We start from the raw sequence: 21,022 nt of genomic DNA on the forward strand, positions 1-21,022 counted from the left end.
GACCGACGGTTCAGGTGTCCCGGGTTTTGCGGGCGAAGAACGCATCATACACCAGAAATGCCGCACCGACACAGATCGCCGAGTCGGCCACGTTGAAGGCCGGCCAGTGGTGGCCAAAGGCGTGGACATCGAGGAAGTCCACCACAGCACCATACACGAGACGGTCCACCACGTTGCCGAAGGCCCCGCCCACGATCAGGCCCAGGGCCAGCATCTGGGCCCGGGTCTCGACCCGCCGGAGCCACCACAGAAGCGCCACGCACACAAGCAGGGCCAGCCCCGCCAGCGCGTAGACGGACCAGGGGCTGCCATTGCTGAACAGCCCGAAGCTGACGCCGGTGTTGTAGACCAGCACCAGATTGAAGAACCCGGTGATCTCGATGGTCCGGGGCGGGTTCATCAGCTCGAACGCGATCCAGACCTTGGAGGCCTGGTCAGCCGCAATCACCAGAAGGGCGAGAAGCCCTCCCCAGAGAAGGGGACGCCGCGGCGCCCCCGTATCCGGATCCCGAACCGGGCTCATGGCCTCAGCCCCCGTCCGCGGGGGCAGACGCCGGGTACGAGCCGCTGGCGATCACATCGCTGCAGCGTCCGCACAGGCCGTCGTAGCCGTTGGTGCCCACGTCCGGAAGAACCTTCCAGCAGCGCTCGCACTTCTCGCCGGGCGCCACCTCGACGACCACCGCAACGCCCTCCACGTCCTCGAGACGGAAAGCCTCCCCGGGCGCCGCCGCCCCCTCGTGCAGGGCCACGCCCGAGACGATGAACAGGTCCGCCAGGTCCAGCCCCTGAAGGCCGTCCGCCAGCGTCTGCGGCAGGTACAGGTCCACACGGGCCTGGAGGGACGAGCCAATCATCCGGTCCGCCCGCGCCCGCTCCAGAGCCCCGGTCACCACGCGGCGGACACGCCGGATGGCCTCCCAGCGCCCGGCCAGGGCCTCGTTGCGCCAGCCCTCGGGAACCTCGGGGAAGGTCTCCATGTGGATGGAGCCGTCCGTCTCCGGATGACGGGCCAGCCACGCCTCCTCGGCGGTGAAGCACACGAAGGGCGCAAGCCAGGACACCAGGTGATGGAACACCCGGTCCATGACCGTGCGACAGGCCCGGCGACGCGCGGAGTCCACGCCGTCGCAGTAGAGAACGTCCTTGCGGATGTCCAGGTAGAACGCGGACAGGTCCAGGGTGCAGAAGGACTGAAGCTCCTGGAAGGCCTCGTGGAAGTCCAGGGCGGCCCCGCTGCGGCGGACGGTCTCGTCCAGCTCGGACAGGCGGTGGAGCACCCAGCGCTCCAGCTCGGGCAGGGCGTCGGGGTTGGCGATCCGCTCCTCGGCGGTGAAGCCGTCCAGCGCCCCAAGAAGGAAGCGCAGGGTGTTGCGCAGGCGGCGATAGCTCTCGGTGGCCTGCTTGAGGATTTCGGGCCCGTAGCGGATGTCGTTCATGTAGTCGCTGGAGACCACCCACAGGCGCAGCACGTCGGCACCGACCGAGTCCACCGCCTTCTGGGGGCTTTCCGCGTTGCCCTTGGACTTGGAGAACTTCTCGCCCTTCTCGTCCAGCAGGAAGCCGTGGGTCAGGACCGCGTCGTAGGGCGCGCGGCCGCGGGTGCCCACCGCCTCCAGCAGGGAGGTGTGGAACCAGCCGCGGTGCTGGTCCGAGCCCTCGAGGTACAGGTCCGCGGGCCACTTCAGGTCGTCGCGCTGCTCCAGAACGAAGGCGTGGGTCGAGCCGGAGTCAAACCAGACCTCGATGATGTCGCGCACCGGCTCGTAGAGATCCGGGTCATGCTCGGGGCCCAGGAAGCGCTTCGGATCGCCGGTGAACCAGGCGTCGCCGCCCTCTTTCTCGAAGGCCTCGGCGATGCGGTCGATAACGCCCTGGTCGCGCAGGGGCTCGAGCGTCTCCTTGTGAAGGAAGATCGCGAGCGGAACACCCCACATGCGCTGGCGCGAGATGCACCAGTCCGGGCGGGCCTCCACCATGGAGCGGATCCGGTTTTTCGAGCGCTCGGGCACCCAGCGGGTGGCGTCGATCGCCTCCAGCGCCTTGTCCCGCAGGCCCAGCGTCTCCATGGAGATGAACCACTGGGGCGTGTTGCGGAAGATGAGCGGAGCCTTGGAGCGCCAGGAATGGGGGTAGCTGTGCACCAGGGTGCCGTGGGCCAGAAGGGCGCCCACCTCGCGCATGGCCTCCAGGATCTCGGGAGCCACCTTGAAGACGTTGCGCCCGGCAAACAGGGGCACGCTGTCCACGTAGTTGCCGCTGCCGTCCACCGTATCGGGCACGGGCAGGCCGTTGGCCCGGCCCAGAACGTAGTCGTCCTCGCCGTGGCCGGGGGCAATGTGCACAAAGCCCGTACCGCTGTCGTCGGTGACGAAGGATCCCGCCAGAAGCGGCACGTCGAAGTCATAGCCGCGGCCGCGCCAGGGGTGGCGGGCCACCGTCCCGGCCAGGTCACGCCCGCGGAACGAGGCTTCCTCGGTGTGGGCCGTGATGCCCGCCTGCTTCAGGACGTCCTCGAGCAACTTGCGCCCGACCACCAGACGCTCGCCGGGCACCGCAAGGGAGCCCTCGGCGACCTCGTCCACCCGGAAAAGCACGTAGTCCATGTCCTCGCCGTAGGCCACGGCGCGGTTTCCGGGCATGGTCCAGGGCGTGGTGGTCCAGATCACCACCGAGGCCCCCTCCAGCGCCGGCTGCGAGGGCGCGATGACCGGGAAGCGGATCCAGATCGTGGTGGAGGTCAGGTCGTGGTACTCGACCTCGGCGTCCGCCAGGGCGGTCTTCTCGGCCACGGACCACAGGACGGGGCGCGCGCCCCGGTACAGGCTGCCATCCATCAGGAAGCGGCCCATCTCCCTCAGGATCCGGGACTCGGCCGCAAAGGACATGGTGATGTACGGATCCTTCCAGTCGCCCAGAACGCCCAGGCGCTTGAACTCCTCGCGCTGGATGTCGATCCAGTGCTCGGCGAAGGCCCGGCACTCCCGGCGGAAGTCGACGATGTCGACCTGGTCCTTGTTCTGGCCCTTCTTGCGGTACTCTTCCTCGATCTTCCACTCGATGGGCAGGCCGTGGCAGTCCCAGCCGGGGACGTAGTTCGCGTCCTTGCCCGACATCTGCTGGAAGCGGTTGATCACGTCCTTCAGGATCTTGTTCAGGGCGTGCCCGTTGTGCAGGTGGGCGTTGGCGTACGGCGGACCGTCGTGGAGCACAAAGCGCTCCCGGTCGCGGGACTGGTGGCGCAGGCGGGTGTACAGGTCCATTGCCTCCCAGCGTGCCAGGAGCTCGGGCTCCTTCTGGGGAAGACCGGCCTTCATGGGAAACGATGTCTTCGGAAGGAACACCGTCGACTTGTAATCTGCGCTCATAACAAATGGGTCCCGCAAAAAAGCAAAGGATAACGCGCGCGGGAAGGCACGCGAGGGGAGCGTATCTCAATACAGCCAATGCCACCGCGCTTCAACACGAAAGCACGGCGGCGCCAGCGGGAGCGCGCGGAAGGCCGACCCCGGGGAGGGTGCCGGGGGCAGCGTGGGCGCACGGCGATCAGGACGGCTGGCTCAGGACGCACCGGACCCGGGACGGGACGCGCGCAGCGCCCGGCAGGGTTTGCGAGCGGAAGCACCCGGGAGAGTTTACGCAAGGCGCACCGGGCCCGGGACGGGATGCGCACGGCACCCGGAACGGGGCGCGTACGGCGCCATCAGGCGTGGCCCGCGTGCTCCGACAGGACGTGGGGGTGCACCCCGATCCGCGCCATGGCCGCGAGATAGCGGTCCTCCAGCGGCAGATCGAACAGAAGATCATGGTCCGCCGGAACCGTAAGCCAGACGTTGTCCCGGATCTCGCTGTCCAGCTGGCCTGCACTCCAGCCCGCATAGCCCAGCGCCATGATCAGCTGCCGGGGCCCCTCGCCGCTGGCAATCGCCCGCAGGACGTCCAGGGTCACGGTCAGGGCCGCCACGTCATCAACCGAGAGGGTTCCGGGATTGTGATAGTCAAGGGTGTGCAGGACAAACCCCCGGCCGGTCTCCACCGGACCGCCCAGTTGGATCTGGATGGGCTTGCACGACGCAGACAGGGCAATGCCGAGCTGGTCCATCATCTCGGGAAAGGTTATATCCTCGAAGGTCTTGTTGATCACCAGACCCATGGCCCCGTCAGCCGAGTGCGAACAGAGATAGACAACGGCCCCCTCAAAGCGGGGGTCTCCCATTCCCGGCATCGCAACAAGGCACTGCCCGGTCAGATAACCGTCCAGTGTCTGCGTGGAAGTCTTTGTGATCATGTGTGGCCAGACAGCATCTATTGAGCGGGAACAATTAAGATTTACAGGCTAATATAATGCATGCCTTCAAAACAAGACAGAGGGATGTGATGCAGGACACCAGACCCACCCGGGAGAGCCCAGGCGGCAAAACGGCAATCTTGGCGTGCAGAAACCGGGGGCCCGCGGGTCTTGGGCTCGTGTCTGCCGTGCTGATTCTCCTCGCGGGGCTCCTTGTCTCGCTGCCCGCCACCGGGCTGGCGGCCGCCGACTCCGATTCCGCCTCCGCGTGGTCCGACTCGCCGGAAGCCCGGGTCCGGCTGACCGCCGCCACCCGGACCCTGGGCGCCCAGACCGACTCGCTGCTGGGAGTCGAGTTCGACCTGAAACCGGGCTGGAACATCTACTGGCGCGACCCCGGAGACGCGGGGCTCCCCCCGGAGTTCGACTGGAGTGGCTCGAAAAACCTCGCCGACGCCCGGGTTCTGTGGCCCGTGCCCCGGCGCTTCTCGTTCGCGGGCATGGAGACGGCGGGCTACGAGGGCCATGTCATCCTGCCGGTGGTGGCCACGATCCCGGATCCCGCGAAGGCCCTGGACCTGTCCCTGGCGCTGGACTACCTCACCTGCAATGACATCCAGTGCGTGCCCCGCAATGCCCGGCTGCACCTGGTCATCCCGCCCGGACGCAAGGGCAGCACCGCGCCCGAGCCCTCGGCCCAGGCCCAGAGCCTGGCCCGCGCCATGGCGCTGGTTCCGGGAACCGGATCCTCCCACGGGCTCACGATCACCGAGGCCGTGATCGAGCCCGGCGGCGTGGTCCGCATCCGGGTGCGCTCCGCAACGCCGCTGAGCGCGCCGGACCTGTTTCTCGATTCCCCCGCCGCCCTGACCTTCGAGCCGCCGTCCATCCTGGTCAACGCGGACGCCACCGAGGCCGTGATCCGCGCCCGCCGCTACGGGGATCTGACCCTCGAGGACGTGACCCTTGATGCGCTGGTCACCGACGGCCCGCGCGGTGTGGAGACCCCGGTTCACACGGACACGGAGGCCATCCCGGTGGACGCCGCTCCGCCGGACTTCCACGCCCTGGGCCGGGCTGGTGCCCCCGCCGCCAGCCAGCCGGAGCGCACCGGCGGGCTGCTGGGACTGCTCCTGATCGCGGGAACGGCCCTTCTGGGAGGCTTCATCCTCAACCTGATGCCCTGCGTCCTGCCGGTTCTCTCCCTCAAGATCCTGGGGGTTCTGACCCATGCCGGGCAAGACCGGACGGCCGCACGCCGCTCGTTCCTGGCCACCAGCGCGGGGATTGTGTTCTCGTTCCTGCTCCTTGCCGTCCTCGCCATCGGGCTGAAGGCGGCGGGTGCGGCGGCCGGATGGGGGATCCAGTTCCAGCATCCGATCTTTCTCGCGGGCATGGCCCTGGTGCTGACCCTGTTCACCGCCAACCTGTGGGGCCTGTTCGAGATCCCGGTGCCCGCCCTTGCCGGACGCCTGGGCGCGGGCGCGGGTGCCGGAAAGGGACGCTCGCCGCTGGCCGGAGCCTTCGCCACCGGCGCCTTCGCCACCCTGATGGCCACCCCGTGCTCGGCCCCCTTCCTGGGGACCGCCATCGGCTTCGCCCTGTCCAGCGGACCGGGCCAGACGCTCGTCATCTTCGGGCTGCTGGGGGTGGGCATGGCCCTGCCCTACCTGCTTCTGGGCCTGAAGCCCTCCATGACCGGTTTCCTGCCGAAGCCCGGACCGTGGATGCTCTGGCTGAGGGCGGTGCTCGGCGTGGCCCTGTTTGCCACAACGGCCTGGCTGCTGTTCGTCCTCAACGCCCTGGTGGGGCTGGGCTGGACCGTAACCCTGGGGTCGTTCCTGGTGTCCGTGCTGCTGTGCCTGTGGGCCTTCCGGGACAGCCACCCCCTGGTGAGGCTGTCCACCGTGGTGTGCGCCTTTCTCCTGGTGTACGGCATCGCCCAGACGGGCCGGAGCCTCCTGGGCTGGGGCTTCGCTCCCCCGGGGCAGGACACCCGGGCGAAGACCACCGAATGGCGTCCGTTCTCGGACAACGCCCTCAAGACCCTTCTGGCGCAAGGCGAGGTGGTTCTGGTGGACGTGACCGCCGACTGGTGCGTCACCTGCCAGGTCAACAAGGCCGCCGTCCTGGAGCGGGGCGCGGTGGAGACCGCCATCAACACCCGTCGCATCCGGGCCCTGCGCGCGGACTGGACCAAACCCGACCCGGCCATTTCCGAGTACCTGGCCCGGTTCGGACGGTACGGCATCCCGTTCAACGCGGTGTACGGCCCCGGCGCGCCCCAGGGCATCCCCCTGCCCGAACTGCTGACCGAGAAAAACGTGATGGACGCGATCGACCGGGCGGAGAGCGGCGGCCGGCCCTGACCCCGGCGCGCCCGGCGGGCCCGAGATCCTGGAGACCCGAGATCCCGGGGGCCCGAGACCACAGGATCCTGCTCCCGGGGCACCGGGGCCCCGGCCCTGTCGAGACACGGATCCCCTCGGGCCACCGCAGGCCCGGGGCGCATGCCGCGACCGGACCCAGCACCACCAACACAGTGCGCCCCACAGGGGGCCCGCTCACCTGCCCGCGACCGGACCCAGCACCACCAACACAGTGCGCCCCACAGGGGGCCCGCTCACCTGCAGTCCCCCGGCGTGCGCGTTCAGCCGGGGCCCTTCATCAGGCGCAGGGCGTGCTCGAGGCGTCCGAACTCGTCGAGAAAACACCGGGCTACCTCGGCCGGAGGCTGGGGCACAAGCTCCATCCCGGCCAGGGGCTTCTCCCGGATCCCCAGGATGGGGACCAGCTCGCTCTCGGAAAACCCGGCCAGCTGGACCGCCTCGGTGGCGGCCGCCATGAGATCCGCCCGCTTGACCGTTTTCCAGACCGCCGCGGCCGGACGGGCCGGCAGACCGAACCGGACATAGACGGCGCAGGTCACCCGGTCCTCGATTTCCAGGAACGGCTGGCCCAGAACCGTCTTCAGGGGCGTGATGATGTCGTGGGTCACGTACTCGGAGGCATCGTGGAGAAGAGCCGTCATCAGCAGCACCGGGTCGGGACGCTTTTCCAGAAGCCGCACGATCCGAAGCACCAGAAGGGAGTGCTGGGCAACCGACCAGCCGTACTCCCCGAGGGTCTGCCCGTTCCAGCGCGTGTTGCGCGACAGGGACAGGGCGATGTCCTCGATTTCGATGTCCACCGGCGAGGGCTCGATCAGGTTGAGCCGACGCCCCGACAGCATCCGCTGCCAGGTCCGGGGAGCCTGGGTCTCGAACCGTCGCCCGGTTTCCGGGTCAAGAGCTGGGGGTGTTCTGGGTGCCATGAGAACGGTTATAGCCGCGAACGCAGCGATGCGCAAAACCTCAGTTCCCGGGAGCACGGGGCACGGGGCGGGAACGGGGAGGAACCCCGGGCCTGAACGCGGAGGCTGTATATGTGGCGCCATTAGGGCGGAGGCATCATAAGGACGGAGGCGGCATGGGCTCAAACGGGAACCTCACGACCCGTGCCCCCAACCACCCGAAGACGACGCGGGCCGAGCCCCCAAACCCCGGAGACGGCACGGCCCGCGCCGCCAAACGCCGGAGACGACACGGGCTACAAACAGGCCGTCAGAGGCGCCGTCACAGACACGGCCCAAAAAGGAACCGCCATCCGGGAGACCTGGATGGCGGATCGGAACGCATCTCCCGAAACCAAGGGGTTCGGGGCGTGTTGCAGGATGGTTCTGCTGGCCGGACCGGGCGCAGGGCCCTCACACCCGGCCTACTCGGCGGCGATGGTCGAGCTCTCCTCGACTTTCGGCGCAACGGACCGCTTCTCACAGCCCTTGCAGTCCTCGTAAAGCCGGTGTGCCCAGTCGGCAAGCCCGAGAAGCTCGCGGTCCTCGGGGGTCTGCCCCTTGCGCGTCGTCCGGGAGACGGCCTCCAGGAATTCCTCGAGACCGTGTGGGGCTCCCGCGGCTCCCTCCGCCGCAGCCTCACGAAGCTGCTCGGCGATGGTGCGCGAGAGGTGAATGTTCTGGACAAAATCCCCACTGTCCGACGCCTGATCCGCGGACTTGTAGGCACCAATCATCCTGAATAGCAGTCGCTGTACCGAACTGGCCGGGCTATTGCCAATCATGATAGCCTCCCAATTAAAGCATTGCCGTTCCGACGCTGGAAACGAATGTTCTGAGCGCGTCTGTACACTGTCTCTCCCCTGGGAAAGGCGCTTATGATTTGACATTGAGGTTCTGCGGGCCCGAAAAATCATGTCCCCGGGAACCTGTTCCGAAAGGAAGTATTAAGCCTTTAGTTTTAACAAGCCAATGAAATCGGTGACGCGGTACGCATTTGTAACCACCGCGCGAGAGACCGCGCAGAATCTTATCGCCTTGCGCGAATTATGCGGTATCCAGGAACCGCAAAAGGCTCCCCGGATCGGGCCGAACGCCGAAAAACAGGACGACTCCGTCTCGACTCGGAATGAAAGTCGGTAACCGGTTGATATCTGGGCAAGACCCGGATCAATAACAAGAGCCTGATAAAAAAATATTTACAAATCTTGTTCTTAGGGAATTTTCTGGAATATAACCACAACAAAAGCTCGCCTGGCGTGCAGACTGAAACCAGAGCGAGAAAGCAACCCTTGGACTGCACTGCCTGTACAGTCTACATCCGAACGGATGTTTTTGCCAAAAAACGCCATCCGGGAGCCCGTACGGGGCAAAGCAGCCTCCCCGCCGGAGAGCCGCGGGAGAGCGGCCCGGGGGACACCGGGACGGGACAGGGACGGGCCCGCGCCTCCCGTGTTCCGGGTCCGGTCGAAAGACCCCGATACGGTCGCAGGGATACAGCGCCACCGCCACCCCCGGAAGGCGACAGGAACGGGCGCCACAAGAACGGACGATATAGAGTGGGAAGGCACCGGCCGACTGCGACGACAGGCATGCACGACGGCGGGACTGGCGGGGCGGGCCAACGGCGGACGCACGAAAACGCGGGGGTGGTGGGATGCGCCCTGGCGACATGGGAACGCACCGGCAGGCGGAAACCGACACCTGGGACAGCGGGCATGGCGGGATCCGGCAACGCCCGGGCAATCCGGGCCCGCACCGTCAACGGGAGGACACCGGCAGGCGGCGGCGGACGCATAAGGCAGTAGGGGATGGGGCGCGGCACACTGGCGATGCGGGGGGATGCGGCACCGCGAAAACTCCCCGGCACCGCGAGGACGCCCCGGCACTCTGAGGGGGCGACGGCACCGCGAGGACGCGACGGCGCCGGCATGCACCGCCAACGCGAGGACACCCCGCCGGGGAACCGCGGACCGGCGGGCCCGGTCGCCCTGCCCCCCGGTCGGGAACAGGGCGCGGCGTCGCCGGCCGGCGGTGCCCGGTGTCGCGCGATCAGAAGCCCACGAACAGGCTGGCCTTGACGTTGCAGATGGGACACGGCTCCGGATGGGCGCCGATATGGGTGAACCCGCACACCGGGCAGATGAGGATCTTGTCCTCGCCAAGGGCCATGTCCCGGGAGTTGGCCGCGAGCCCCCGGGCCTCCTCGAAGAGGGCCGCATGGATCTTCTCGGCCTCGAGGGCATAGCGGAACGAGCGGACCGCCTCCTTCTCTCCCTGAAGCTCGGCGGCCTGCAGGTACACGGGGTACATCTGGTTGACTTCCCCCAGTTCCCCCTCGATGGCCCAGTCAAGATTTTCGACCACGGACTTGAGGCCGAACTCTCCCCCCGCGCAGACGGACGCTCCGCCGGTCAGATCCCGCAGCGCGCGGAAGTGATTGGTCGCGTGGATCTGCTCGGCATGGGCAATTGCCTCGAACAGGCGCCCGATGTTGGGAAAGCCGTTCCGGGCGGCGTGGTCACCCCAGATCAGGTAGCGCATGTGGGCCATGGACTCTCCCCCATAGGCATTGCGCAAAAAGTCCGCGGTCATCGGATTTACATTGGACATGGACAGCCTCGCTGTGTTTTGAAGGTCTCCAGAACTCCTGACAGGCACTTGCGAAGACATGGCTTGTGCCTGCCCGAACTATACGGGAAAAGCCAAATCCTGTCCCGGTGATAATGGCGCCGGTGCTCAACCCGGGGCTTGCGGCCCTTGCCAAGAACGCCCAAGACGTCCATCATATCGGCTGTATTTTCCCGCACCGCGCGGTGCGCACCTCCCACGACATCAGGGCCAGAGACCATGACGGACATGTCCGATCCTTCCGCCTCCTCCCAGGATCCGATCACCACACTTTTCACCATGCTGGCCCAGGCCTTCGAGGCCGAGAGCGAGGATCTCGCCCGGGCTCTTGAGGACGGCAGCCTGGCCCTGGAGATGAGCGAGGACGACGAGGGCGGCCGCTTCGTCGAGGCCACCTGGACCCGGGGCGGCACGCCGCGGGTGGCCCGGGTCTACCGGGACCGCGTCCTGCGCGAGAAATCAGCCCGCGGGGACCGCCCGGCGTGACGGCTCCGACGCAGGTCATCGAACCCGGCGACGCCCTGTTCCACGAGGGCGAGCCCGCGATCTCCGCGTTTTTTATCGTTTCGGGCCGGGTGGTCCTGAAAAAGGACAGCCCCGAGGGCCTTGTTGACATTGATTTCCTTGGACCGGGAGACCTGGCAGGCGAGGCGGGGCTTTTGAGAAACGGGGTCTATTCTGTGACGGCGATAGCGGAAACACGGGTGGAATTCGATGAGCTGGACCGGGCTGCGCTGATGGACCGGGTGCGCCGGGAGCCGGACATCACCCTGCGCCTGGCCGGACACTTCGCCCGCCGGATCGCGGTCCTGACCGAACGGCTTGTCCGCCCCGCACCCGAGCCCCACACCCGGGCCACCGGGGTCTCCGCCACCCGGCGCATGGCGTCCTGGTTCCGGAACCTGTTCCGCCGCCGCCGCACCGACAGCGGGGCCCTGGCCGAGATCCCCCGCTCCCTCAAGGTGGCCATCGCCATTTTCCTGAACGACGACGAGGACAGCCAGCGCATCCTGGTGGAGGGCGCCTTCCTGACCCTTCCCGGCGTGGAGGTGGTCCTGCTCAACGATGCGGTGGAGGTCTCGTCCGAGGGCAATCTCCTGACGGTTCTCACCCAGGCGGGGCGCGTCGCCCACCGGATGCTGGAGCGCGAGAACGCCGACGTGGTCATCTGGGGCCTGGTGGACACGGACGCCGACCTGCTGGAGCTTCACTTCGCCACCTTCAGCGAGCGGGACGAGGAACGCCCGGGCGCGCCCTCCCTCCTGTCCTGGCTGGGGCTGCCCACCGGGTTCGAGGCGGACTGGGAGCCGCTCCTGTGCGCCACCACCCTTGCGGCCATCGAGCCCCGCAGCGAGCTCCAGTCCCAGACCCTGGACGCCATCCTGCCGCCTCTGGTGGCCGACGCCCAGTCCCTGGGCCTGAGCCCGCCGGACTTCTTCTCCGGCGCGGAAAAGGCCGCCATTCTGGAGAGCTTCGGAAACGCGGCCGCCACAGCCGGGCACATGACCGATGGCGCCGAGTGGTTCGACCAGGCGCTGGAGGCCTACCGCACCGCGCTGGAGACCCTGCCCCGGGACGCGGACCTGGAGTGGGCCCTCCTGAACCGGTCCATCGGTGTGGTGCTCCAGTCCGTGGGCGAGCGCACCGGGGATCCGGCGCCGCTGACGGAAGCCGCCGAGGCCTACCGCACCGCGCTCGAGGGCATCATCCGCCGCGACACGCCGCGGGACTGGGCCAAGCTGCACTACCGCCTGGGCGAGGTTCTGTACCGGCGCGCCCTTCTGGACGGCTCGGACCTGTTCAAGGAATGCGTGGACTCCCTGCAAAACGCCCTTCAGGTCTATTCGCGCAAGGAGTTCCCGGCCAAGTGGGCCGAGATCGTGAACCTGCTGTCCCAGGTGCTCCAGGTGTACGGGGACGAGGTCAAGGCCATCTCGCTGCTGAAGCGGGCGGTGGACCTGTCCCAGCAGGTTCTGGAGGTCCGGACCCTGGACACCGTGCCCCTCGCCTGGGCCGCGGCCCAGAACACCCTGGGCTCGTCCCTGTTCCTTCTGGGGCGCAACACGGGGGAGCGCGCCACCCTGGAGGACGCCCGCGAGGCGTTCCAGGCGTCTCTTGGCGTCTACCGGATGATGAATGCCGAGAAAGGTGCATCCGTCGCAGAAAACAATCTTAGGCGAGTCGAGGAGTTTCTCGAAAAAAGTACCCCGGTTCACCGGCGTCTCGAGCCGGAGTGGGCGTCGGGCGACCGGAAGGCCCTTGCCCCGGAAACGGAAAAAGAGAAAGAAACACCGGGTTCTAGCTCCGGTTCGACGCAAAGTTGACACAAAAAGGTCTTGTTCCCCCTTGGCGACCCGAAATTCCTGGGCTATCACAAAGACTAGATTGTCTTGTCTTTGTCGACGGAGGAGCCTGGAAGATGCACAAGAACATGACGGTAACGTTGAAATGGTTCAATCAGACCAAGGGGTTCGGCTTCGTTCGGATCCATGAGGGAGATCCGGACGCGTTCCTTCATGTCTCTGTACTGCAGCGTGCGGGGTACGAGACCCTGCCGGACGGGTCCGTCATAATCTGTGATCTCGAGCCCTCGCAAAAAGGTCTCCAGGTCGCCGAGATCCATTCCGTCGAGGTGGCCTCCCCGGGCGCGGGCGGCGCGTACATGGACGACCTGGGCGGCTCCCTCTCCGAGCTTCAGGGAACGGTCAAGTTCTTCAGCCCCGAGAAGGGCTTCGGCTTCGTGCTCCCGGACAACGGGGGCAAGGACGTGTTCCTCCCCCTGCGCACCCTCCAGAACAGCGGACTGGACATGATCGAAACCGGCCAGAAGGTGCACCTCGAGGTGCGCGAGGGCAAGAAGGGCCCCATGGCCGAGCGGGTCTGCCTGCTCTAGCCTGCCGGCAGGCCGCCTGCCAGCTGCCGGTCGGGCCGCCACCGGGAGCCGGGTTGGGCGTCCCGGGCCGGCTTGCACCATACCTCTCCCAACCGGGCCCGGCTGTGACACCCCTGTCACCGGGCCCGCGTTGTTTCCGGCGTTGCGTTTGGCGCTCCGGGCAGGACGCCGACGGCCCCGGCCCCGTCGCGGGGCAGCGGTCCACGGGCACCGTTGACGGGCTCCGCTGACGGGACCAAACAAGCGGCGCGGGCAAGACCACCGGCAGGGAACACCGACAGGCCGCCGAGGCAAGGCCCCGACAGGCAGCCCAGGAAAACCCCTACGGAAGACTCTGGTGGGTACCCGATCAACCGGGGCCGGGGAGAGGCTCCGGTCATTCCTCGGGCCCACGAGCCCGACGGGCTGCCCGGACCGGAGACTGGCATCCGGGGGCCGTCCGGGCTCACGCCTGCGCGTGGTCAAAGCCTTCCGACGCACAGCAGCACCCGCCGTCCGCCCCCCGGGCGAGCGCTCACGCACCCGCCCAACGCTCCGGAGACCCCGACGCTCACGCGGGCGCCTGCATTCGACCAACGCCCCCGCCTGCACGCGGCCCGGCCCCCGACCCGGGCGCGCCGTCCCGCTCCGGTCCGGCCCGGGGCCCGTTCCTCAGGCTGCGGTGCGATTTCCGCGCCACATTTTCCGTTCTCTCCGGTATACAGGTCAGGGGCGCACCCGCGCCCTCCGATCCCCCTCCCTGCCCGGACCGCCGGGCGGATGTCCAGGAAAGACCCATGCGCAAGATATACGTGATGATCAAATGCGACCTCGGCTGCGCCTACAACGTGGCGGCCGGCATGATCGAGTCCATCGAGGAGCTTTCGGAAGTCGACAGCATTTCCGGGCAGTTCGATCTTCTCGCGAAGTTCTACCTTCCCAATTCCTGCGATGTGGGGCGGTTCGTCACGGAAAAGGTCCAGACCGTGGAGGGCGTGCGCGACACCTTCACCATGGTGGCCTTCAACGCCTTCACCTGATTTCGGACGGCCCGGGTGCTACGGGCTCCAGGAGCCGGGCGTCAGATGCGCGCCCGGCGCTCCCACCACCCGGCAGCAGGCCACGACCGCCTGCAAGGCGCTGTCAAAGCGCGGGGCCAGTCCCCGCGGATCGTCCGCGCGCGTGGCGACGACCACCTGACCCGACGCCATGACCGGCTCGCCCCTCAGGGCAAACTGGAGCCCGGCGGGCGAGCGGACCCAGTCGTTCAGGGGACAGGACTCGCTCAGGACGGCCTCCAGCCGCAGCCCGGCCAGATCCCCCAGCGCCTCGTCGAGGGTGTCGTAGGAGCGCACGGACGCCGTGTCCCCGACGGCCGCCTCCAGCCAGGCGGAGGCCAGGGTATCGCGCACCACGCCGATACGCTTGCCCCGCAGACCGTCGCGGTCCGGCTCGGATCCCTCGCCCTTCGGCGCCACGAAACGGATGCTGCTGCAATAGTAGGAGCCGCTCAGGGCCAGGCGGTCTCCCGCATCCCGGGCGACCTCCACCGGCAGGACGGCCGCATCGATCGTCCCGGCCTCCAGGGCGGAGACCAGAGCCGCGCGACCGAGCGTCACCCGCTCGCACGTACTCCCCATGCGGGCACACAGGGCCCGGACCACATCGACGTCAACGCCCTTGTCCGCCGAGCCCCGAAGGCGGAACAGGTCGCAGGTTCCGTCCGAGCCGATCCTCAGGGTCTCCGCCGCCGCCGGGCCCGGGAGCAGGACAAGCCCGCTCCCCGCCACCAGCACAGCGGCGAGAACCCGACGGAGCCTCCGGAACCCGCTCCCCATCAGAGCCGCGCAATGTGCTCGGCGGTGATCAGCGTGATGCCGTCATCCGACACAAAGAACCGCTTCTGGTCCAGCTCGCGGTCCTCGCCCACCACCAGGCCCTCGGGAATGTTGCACCCGGCGTCGACGATGCAGCGGTTCAGCTTCACGTGCCGGCCGATGTCGGTCCCGGGCAGGACCACGGACTCGTAGAGCGACGCATACGAGTTCACCCGCACGTCGTTGAACAGAAGGGTCCGCCGGATCTTGCCCCCGGAAATGATGCACCCGGCGGACACAATGGAATCCACCGCCATGCCGCGGCGCGCGTCCGTGTCAAACACAAACTTGGCCGAGGGCCGCTGGACCTGGTAGGTCCAGATGGGCCAGGACAGGTCATACAGGTCGAGCGCCGGGGTCACGTTCACCAGGTCCATGTTGGCGGCCCAGTAGGCCCCCAGGGTGCCGACGTCCCGCCAGTAGGGCTCGCGGCGCCCCACGGAATAGACGCACGACTTCTTGAACCGGTGGGCCATCAGCTTCACCTTGCCCACCTGGGACGGAATGATGTCGCCCCCGAAATCGTGGTTGGAGTTCTCGTCCGCCGCGTCCTTCTCCAGGATGCTGTAGAGATAGTCCGCGTTGAAGATGTAGATTCCCATGGAGGCAAGGGTCCAGTCCGGGGCGCCGGGAATCCCCGGGGGATCCTTGGGCTTTTCCAGGAAGCGGACGATGTTGTCGTGCTCGTCCACGTCGATGCAGCCGAAGCCGGTGGCCTCCATCCGCGGAACCTCGACGCAGGCGACCGAGCACATGGCGCCCGAGCGGATGTGGTCCGCCAGCATCTTCGCGTAGTTCTGCTTGTAGATGTGGTCACCCGCCAGGATGAGCACGTACTTCGGATCGTGACCGCGGATCAGCTCCAGGTTCTGGTGCACCGCATCCGCCGTTCCCTGGTACCAGGTCTCCGACGAGGTCTGCTGCTGGGCAGGCCACAGCTCCACAAACTCGCCAATCTCGGCCTTCAGGAAGCCCCAGCCCCGCTGGATATGGTGGATCAGGGTGTGGGCCCGGTACTGGGTCAGAACGGCAATGCGGCGAATCCCCGAGTTCATGCAGTTGGACAGCGGGAAGTCCACGATCCGGTACTTTCCGCCGAAGGGAATGGCCGGTTTGGATTCCTTTGACGTGAGATCGTAAAGGCGCGAGCCCCGACCCCCGGCCAGAACCAGCGCAAGCGTGCGGCGGAGGCCACCGTTAACGTCGAGTTGATCGTCCAGGCTGTAAGCCGTCGAACTGTCCGAACCATGCATGTAGGGTCTCCTCGGAGATTGGGTATCGTTTTTCTTTATTTATAAAGATTTCAGGCATGCCCGTGAAGGGCTCTTTCACCCTTCCGGTGTAGAAAGGCGCTTTTCAAGCGCCGCGCCGGACGGGGATCTCCCCGGAATCCGGAGCCGGACCCGACCGGAGGACACGGTGACGGAAACCGGCTCAGGGTGCCGGCGGGCACCCCGGACCCTCTCGGCCTGGTGCGGGCACAAGGGGGAGAGGGCGGGCGAAGCGGAAAGCGCCCGATGGGCCTCGGGGGCGGCTCTCCAGGGCGATCTTCAGGGCGGGCTCCGGCGGCGCCCCTCCCGACCGGACGGGGGTGAAAACCGGACCGGACCACACCGGACCGCCGCCCCCACTCCGGGCGCGCCCCATGCCCCGGGCGCCTCCGGCCTGCCCCACCCCTTCCGACCGGACGACCACGCAGAGCGGGCCTGACCGCACCACCCCCCGCTCCATCACCGCACGAGACCACCGCCCCACCCCCGGACATCCCATCTCCGGCCTGCCCCACCCGCCCCGGCTCCGCCGTCCAGTCCCCCTGCCCGCGCCAGCCCTGCCACAGCGGGCGCCCCGACGCTGCGGGAGCCCGGGCCGGAGCGGGGGATTTTTTCTTCCGGGTCCGGCAGTGGATTTTTCCTGGAAAAACTGGCAAGTTTAGCCCGTCGATCTGAGGGAGTTCATTTTGTTATGAAAATACTGTTCGTAACGTCGGAGGCCTACCCGTTCATCAAGACGGGAGGACTGGGGGACGTGTGCGGCGCCCTGCCCGTGGCGCTGCGCAAGCGCGGCATCGACGCCCGGCTGCTCCTGCCCGCCTATCCTGCCGCCATGAGCCGCGCCCGGCTGACCGGCGAGACGATCCCCATGGGGAACATCCTCGGCGTGGGCGAGACCCGGCTTCTGGGCGCCTTCGAGCCCGAGTCCGGCTGTCCGGTCTGGCTGGTGGACTGCCCCCCGATGTTCGAGCGAAGCGGCGGTCCCTACATGATGTATCCGGGCCAGGACTGGCCGGACAACTTCTACCGCTTCGGCCTTCTGTCGAAAGTCGCCGCCACCATCGGCACCGCGGGACACCTGATGGACTGGCGCCCGGATGTGATCCACTGCCACGACTGGCAGACGGGCTTTGTCCCCGCCTATCTCCGGGCCTGGGGCGTGAGCGATCCCCCGGTGGTCTTCACGATCCACAACCTCCACTACATGGGCCTGTTCGGCCAGGACGTCCTGAAGCTCCTGGGCCTGCCGGAGAGCATGTGGAACCTGTACGGCCTGGCCCACCACGGCCTGGTGTCGGCCCTGAAGGCGGGGATCCAGTACTCCCGCATCGTGACGACCGTCAGCCCGACCTACGCCTGGGAGATCTGCACCCCCCTGGGGGGCCTGGGTCTTGATGTCTTCCTGCGCGAGCGCGGCGACGACATCCGGGGCATCCTGAACGGAATCGACCCGGTGGTCTGGAACCCCGAGAACGACCCCTACATTGTCGCCCCCATCGACCCCGAGTCTCCCGAGCAGGGCAAGGCCCTCAACAAGGCCGAGGTCCAGCGGAGCATGGGCCTGGACATGGATCCGGACCGCCCGCTGTTCGGCCTGATCTCCCGTCTGGTGGACCAGAAGGGAATCGACTTCCTGCTGGGAGCCGTCCACCACCTGGTGGCCCAGGGCGGATCCCTTGCGGTCCTTGGGGCCGGGGAGCCCTGGCTCGAGGCCGGACTGAACCAGGCGGCGGCCTCGTACCCGGGCAAGGTGTCGATCCACGTGGGCTACAGCGAGGAGCTCGCCCACCGCATCGAGGCTGGTGCGGACTTCCTCCTGGTGCCCTCCCGGTTCGAGCCCTGCGGCCTGACCCAGCTCTACGCCCTGCGCTACGGGACGGTCCCCATTGTGCGTAACACGGGAGGACTTGCGGACTCCGTGGTTCCCATTACACACAAGACTGGTGGAACCGGCATCGTCTTCGACCACGCGTTGACGGATGCGCTGGAATGGGCCATCGATCAGGCAATATCGCTTTACAGCGATAAGTCCAGGCTTCACGATATCCGAAAGCGTGGGATGGCCTGCGACTTCTCGTGGGACGCATCCGCTAAAGACTATATACGCATTTACGAGAGCCTTGTGACCGAGCCTTCCGGCACCTGATCCGGGCGCCCGTGCCTCGACACCGGCCGGTCCGGGGCTCCACTTCCCGCAGAATCGATACGGAGACCAAGGGATGAACCATGAGATCCGGGAGGAGCTTTTCCCCCTGAGCAAATGCCTCGACTTCGACAACGTCGAGGACGTCAAGACAGCGCTTGTCAACACGATGATCCGTGTGGTCGGTGTCGATCCCCAGATAGCCTCGCCGCGGGAATGGTACGTGACGCTTGCCTACCTCATGCGCGGACACCTGTCCGAGCGTGGCATGCACACCGCCCGGGACCAGTACGGCAAGGATCTGAAACGCGTCTACTACCTGTCCATGGAGTACCTTCCCGGCCGCCGGCTGATGAAGCACCTTCTGGACATGCGCATCGAGCCCCAGATGCGCGCCGCCCTGGCCTGCTTCAAGCAGGACCTGGACGAGATCTGCGAGCAGGAGAAAGACCCGGCCCTGGGCAACGGCGGCCTCGGGCGCCTCGCGGCCTGCTTCCTGGACTCCATGGCCACCCAGGGCTACCCGGGCTACGGCTACGGCATCCGCTACGAGTTCGGCATGTTCTCCCAGACCATCGAGAACGGCCAGCAGGTCGAGCACGCCGAGAACTGGCTCCAGGAGGGGAACCCCTGGGAGGTGGTCCGCCACGAGATCACCTATCCGGTCCGTTTCGGCGGCCGGGTCGTGCACTTCAACGATGAGCTGGGCACGGAAAGCGCCCGCTGGATCGAGACCACCGATGTCATCGCCGAAGCCTACGACATCATGGAAACCGGCTACGGCGACGGCATCGCCGTGACCCTGCGGCTGTGGTCCGCCCGCTCCACGCAGGACTTCGACCTGCGCTACTTCAACGAGGGCAACTACATCGACGCGGTGAAGGAAAAGACCGTCTCGGAGACGCTCTCGAAAGTCCTGTACCCGATGGACACCACCCTGATGGGCCAGGAGCTGCGCCTGAAGCAGGAATACTTCTTCGTGTCCGCCTCGCTCCAGGACATCTTCCGGCGCTTCCGCAAGACCCACCCGGGAAGCCTGCGCCTGCTGCCGGAAAAGATCGTCATCCAGCTGAACGACACCCACCCGGCCCTGGCCATCCCCGAGATGATGCGCCTGCTCCTGGACGAGCACAAGCTGTCCTGGGACGAGGCCTGGTGCATCACCCGCAACACCTTCGCCTACACGAACCACACCCTGCTGCCCGAGGCCCTCGAGACCTGGCCCATCTCCATGATGCAGGCGCTGCTGCCCCGCCACATGGAGATCATCTACAAGATCAACCACCTGTTCCTTCAGGAGGTCCGGCGCACCTTCCCGGGCGACGGCGACAAGCTGAAGCGCATGTCCCTGATCGATGACGAGCGCCAGCGGGTCCGCATGGCGAACCTGGCGGTGGTGGGCTCGTCCCGGGTCAACGGGGTGGCCGAGCTTCACTCCCGGCTGCTGCGCGAGCGGGTCTTCCCCGAGTTCGACGTCTTCTATCCCAACAAGTTCGTCAACGTCACCAACGGGGTCACCCAGCGGCGCTGGCTTCTCCAGTCCAACCCGCCCCTGGCCGAGCTGATCTGCGAGGCCATCGGCGACGCCTGGATCACCGACCTCAACCGCCTGCGCGACCTGGAAAGCATGGCGGAGGACGCGTCCTTCTCGAAACGCTTCATGGAGATCAAGGACCAGGCCAAAAAGCGCAACGCGGCCATGATCGCCCAGCGCTGCGGTGTGGCGGCGATCCCCGGATCCCTGTTCGACACCCACATCAAGCGCATTCACGAGTACAAGCGCCAGCTTCTGAACATCCTTCAGGTCGTGGCGCGCTACAACCGGCTGCGCGCGAACCCGTCGAGTGACCTTCTGCCGCGCACCGTGATCTTTGCGGGCAAGTCGGCCCCGGGCTACTTCATGGCCAAGAAGATCATCCGGCTGATCAACGACGTGGCGGAGATCGTGAACCACGACCCCATCACCCGCGACAGCCTGAAGGTGGCGTTCGTCCCCAACTACAACATCTCCACCGCCGAGATCCTGATCCCGGGGGCCGACCTCTCCGAGCAGATCTCCACCGCCGGCACCGAGGCCTCGGGCACGGGCAACATGAAGTTCGCCCTGAACGGAGCCCTGACCATCGGAACCCTGGACGGCGCAAACATCGAGATCCGCGAGGAGGTGGGCGAGGAGAACATCTTCATCTTCGGCCTGACCGCCGCCGAGGTCGCCGCGCGCAAGGCCCAGGGCTACAACCCCTGGGACTACTACAACGCGGACCCGGAGCTGCGCCAGGTTCTGGACATGGTCCGGGACGGCTTCTTCTGCTGCGAGGAACCCGACCGCTACCGCCCCCTGGTGGAGAACCTTCTCCAGGGCGGGGACGCCTTCATGCTGCTGGCGGACTTCCGCAGCTACATGGAAACCCAGGAGAACGTGGACACGCTCTACCGTGACCAGAAGCTCTGGGCCAAGAAGGCGATCCTCAACGTGGCGCGCATGGGCAAGTTCTCGTCGGACCGCTCGATCCATACCTACGCCCAGGACATCTGGGACGTGACCCAGATGACACCGCCGCCGCACTGCAAGTGATGCGGCGCAGGGGGTCCGAAAAAAAGCCGGACCC

Annotated in this window: 15 protein-coding genes; 7 read left to right on the top strand and 8 right to left on the bottom strand. The window is 67.0% G+C overall.

Features of this window, described 5'->3' with window-relative positions; genetic code table 11:
• Positions 1-10: 10 nt before the first annotated feature.
• The 3 genes from lspA to IHV25_RS01940 form a co-directional block, all read right to left on the bottom strand.
• Positions 11-523 (bottom strand): signal peptidase II, encoded by a 513-nt coding sequence (lspA, locus tag IHV25_RS01930; protein ID WP_192533274.1) that lies wholly within the window; start codon positions 521-523, stop codon positions 11-13.
• A gap of 4 nt (positions 524-527) precedes the next feature.
• Positions 528-3,368 (bottom strand): isoleucine--tRNA ligase, encoded by a 2,841-nt coding sequence (gene ileS / locus IHV25_RS01935; protein WP_192533275.1) that lies wholly within the window; start codon positions 3,366-3,368, stop codon positions 528-530.
• A gap of 335 nt (positions 3,369-3,703) precedes the next feature.
• Complete coding sequence (locus IHV25_RS01940) at positions 3,704-4,288, bottom strand: YqgE/AlgH family protein (RefSeq protein ID WP_192533276.1); 585 nt, start codon at positions 4,286-4,288, stop codon at positions 3,704-3,706.
• Between the two features lie 188 nt (positions 4,289-4,476).
• On the opposite strand from IHV25_RS01940, the gene IHV25_RS01945 reads away from it, so the two are divergent.
• Positions 4,477-6,657: a cytochrome c biogenesis protein CcdA gene (locus IHV25_RS01945; protein ID WP_192533277.1), complete on the top strand. Its 2,181-nt coding sequence runs from the start codon at positions 4,477-4,479 to the stop codon at positions 6,655-6,657.
• 281 nt (positions 6,658-6,938) lie between these two features.
• Here the strand turns inward: IHV25_RS01945 and IHV25_RS01950 are convergent, their stop codons facing one another.
• From IHV25_RS01950 to IHV25_RS01960, 3 genes are all read right to left on the bottom strand, one after another.
• Positions 6,939-7,601: an HD domain-containing protein gene (locus IHV25_RS01950; protein WP_192533278.1), complete on the bottom strand. Its 663-nt coding sequence runs from the start codon at positions 7,599-7,601 to the stop codon at positions 6,939-6,941.
• Positions 7,602-8,044: 443 nt separating this feature from the next.
• The gene (locus IHV25_RS01955; RefSeq protein WP_192533279.1) at positions 8,045-8,404 is read right to left on the bottom strand and encodes a hypothetical protein; all 360 of its coding nucleotides are present in this window, start codon (positions 8,402-8,404) and stop codon (positions 8,045-8,047) included.
• Positions 8,405-9,671: 1,267 nt separating this feature from the next.
• Positions 9,672-10,214, bottom strand: a complete 543-nt coding sequence (locus tag IHV25_RS01960) for a rubrerythrin family protein (protein ID WP_274605222.1) — start codon at positions 10,212-10,214, stop codon at positions 9,672-9,674.
• 264 nt (positions 10,215-10,478) lie between these two features.
• On the opposite strand from IHV25_RS01960, the gene IHV25_RS01965 reads away from it, so the two are divergent.
• The 4 genes from IHV25_RS01965 to IHV25_RS01980 all read left to right on the top strand — a co-directional run bounded on the left by IHV25_RS01965 (position 10,479) and on the right by IHV25_RS01980 (position 14,162).
• Positions 10,479-10,736 (top strand): hypothetical protein, encoded by a 258-nt coding sequence (locus IHV25_RS01965; RefSeq protein WP_192533281.1) that lies wholly within the window; start codon positions 10,479-10,481, stop codon positions 10,734-10,736.
• Positions 10,733-12,574 (top strand): cyclic nucleotide-binding domain-containing protein, encoded by a 1,842-nt coding sequence (locus IHV25_RS01970; protein WP_192533282.1) that lies wholly within the window; start codon positions 10,733-10,735, stop codon positions 12,572-12,574. The genes IHV25_RS01965 and IHV25_RS01970 overlap by 4 nt, the downstream gene beginning before the upstream one ends.
• A 95-nt stretch (positions 12,575-12,669) precedes the next feature.
• Complete coding sequence (locus tag IHV25_RS01975; RefSeq protein WP_192533283.1) at positions 12,670-13,143, top strand: cold-shock protein; 474 nt, start codon at positions 12,670-12,672, stop codon at positions 13,141-13,143.
• Positions 13,144-13,919: 776 nt separating this feature from the next.
• The gene (locus tag IHV25_RS01980) at positions 13,920-14,162 is read left to right on the top strand and encodes an Lrp/AsnC ligand binding domain-containing protein (protein ID WP_192533284.1); all 243 of its coding nucleotides are present in this window, start codon (positions 13,920-13,922) and stop codon (positions 14,160-14,162) included.
• An 18-nt stretch (positions 14,163-14,180) separates the two neighbouring features.
• Here the strand turns inward: IHV25_RS01980 and IHV25_RS01985 are convergent, their stop codons facing one another.
• Positions 14,181-14,960, bottom strand: a complete 780-nt coding sequence (locus IHV25_RS01985) for a transporter substrate-binding domain-containing protein (protein ID WP_192533285.1) — start codon at positions 14,958-14,960, stop codon at positions 14,181-14,183.
• Positions 14,960-16,252, bottom strand: coding sequence for a glucose-1-phosphate adenylyltransferase (gene glgC / locus IHV25_RS01990; RefSeq protein ID WP_192533286.1), 1,293 nt, complete (start codon positions 16,250-16,252; stop codon positions 14,960-14,962). The genes IHV25_RS01985 and glgC overlap by 1 nt, the downstream gene beginning before the upstream one ends.
• Before the next feature lie 709 nt (positions 16,253-16,961).
• Between glgC and glgA the strand changes: the two genes are divergently transcribed.
• The gene (gene glgA / locus IHV25_RS01995; protein WP_192533287.1) at positions 16,962-18,416 is read left to right on the top strand and encodes a glycogen synthase GlgA; all 1,455 of its coding nucleotides are present in this window, start codon (positions 16,962-16,964) and stop codon (positions 18,414-18,416) included.
• Positions 18,417-18,489: 73 nt separating this feature from the next.
• The gene (locus IHV25_RS02000; RefSeq protein WP_192533288.1) at positions 18,490-20,988 is read left to right on the top strand and encodes a glycogen/starch/alpha-glucan phosphorylase; all 2,499 of its coding nucleotides are present in this window, start codon (positions 18,490-18,492) and stop codon (positions 20,986-20,988) included.
• The last annotated feature ends 34 nt before the right edge of the window (positions 20,989-21,022 follow it).

It is taken from the genome of Phaeovibrio sulfidiphilus (assembly GCF_014861485.1).
Classification (GTDB): domain Bacteria; phylum Pseudomonadota; class Alphaproteobacteria; order Rhodospirillales; family Rhodospirillaceae; genus Phaeovibrio; species Phaeovibrio sulfidiphilus.